The sequence below is a fragment of the Kitasatospora sp. NPDC059648 genome (assembly GCF_042734825.1).
Taxonomy (GTDB): domain Bacteria; phylum Actinomycetota; class Actinomycetes; order Streptomycetales; family Streptomycetaceae; genus Kitasatospora.
The window spans coordinates 1-1,415 of record NZ_JBHWDU010000234.1; the positions used below are offsets into that span (position 1 = coordinate 1).

1 protein-coding gene is annotated in these 1,415 nt (G+C 72.9%); it reads left to right on the forward strand.

What is annotated here, in order from left to right:
* On the forward strand, positions 1-1,415 hold a 1,415-nt coding region (locus tag ACFV1W_RS40650), incomplete at both ends, for a type I polyketide synthase (RefSeq protein WP_380422618.1).

Consider the following 1,415-nt stretch of genomic DNA (forward strand, 5'->3'; position numbering starts at 1 on the left):
TGCTGCTGGAGACGGTGTGGGAGACGTTCGAGGACGCGGGGATCGATCCGACGTCGTTGCGGGGCAGCCGGACGGGCGTCTTCACCGGCATCTGGTCCTCGGGCTATGGCGCCGGGGCGCAGCCGCCCGACCTGGAGGGCTACCTCTCGACGGGCACGGCGACGAGTGTGACCTCCGGGCGGGTGTCGTACCTGCTGGGGCTGGAGGGTCCGGCGGTGTCGGTGGACACGGCGTGTTCGTCGTCGCTGGTGGCGATCCACCTGGCGGCGCAGGCGTTGCGCTCGGGGGAGTGCTCGCTGGCCCTGGCCGGCGGTGTGACGGTGATGGCGACCCCGTCCGGGTTCGTCGAGTTCTCGCGGCAGCGGGGGCTTGCGGCGGACGGGCGGGTGAAGGCGTTCGCCGAGGCCGCGGATGGTACGGCGTGGGGTGAGGGTGCGGGTGTCGTGCTGCTGGAGCGGTTGTCGGACGCCCGTCGCAACGGTCACCGGGTGCTGGCGGTGGTGCGGGGTTCGGCGGTCAATCAGGACGGTGCGTCCAACGGCCTGACCGCGCCGAACGGCCCCTCGCAGGAGCGGGTGATCCGTCAGGCCCTCGCCAATGCCGGGTTGGAGGCGTCCGAGGTGGACGCGGTGGAGGCGCACGGTACGGGGACGACGCTCGGTGACCCGATCGAGGCTCAGGCGCTGCTGGCGACGTACGGCCGGGACCGGGTGGAGCCGTTGTGGCTGGGGTCGGTGAAGTCGAACATCGGCCACACCCAGGCGGCGGCCGGTGTGGCGGGTGTGATCAAGATGATCATGGCGATGCGGCACGGGCAACTGCCGTCGACGCTGCACGTCGATGCGCCGACCTCGCACGTCGACTGGGAGTCCGGGAGCGTCCGGCTGCTCACCGAGGCCCGGCCCTGGCCCGACAACGGTCACCCGCGTCGCGCGGGCATCTCGGCGTTCGGCATCAGCGGTACCAACGCGCACGTGATTCTGGAGGCACCGGCCCCGGACCCGGCCGAGAAGACGTCGCCCGAGTCCGCCGCCCACGATCCCGCTTCGGATCCCGGGTCCCCCGCCGCTTCCACGCCCACGCCCGCGCCCGCGGTGCCGGTGCCGTGGCTGCTGTCGGCGAAGTCGGACGCGGCCCTGCGTGACCAGGCCCGCAGGCTGCGCGGATTCCTCGCCGAACACCCCGAGGTCACACCGGCCGAGGTGGCCGCGGACCTGGCCGCGCGGGCCCGTTTCCCGCACCGTGCCGTGCTGACGGACCCGGCCGGCCTGGACGCGCTGATCGGCGGAGAACCCGGAATCGTCACGGGCACTGCCACCCCGGGCAGGTCGGCGTTCGTGTTCTCCGGTCAGGGTGGTCAGTGGGCGGGGATGGGTCGGGGTCTGTATCGGGAGTTCCCGGTGTTCGCGGGGGTG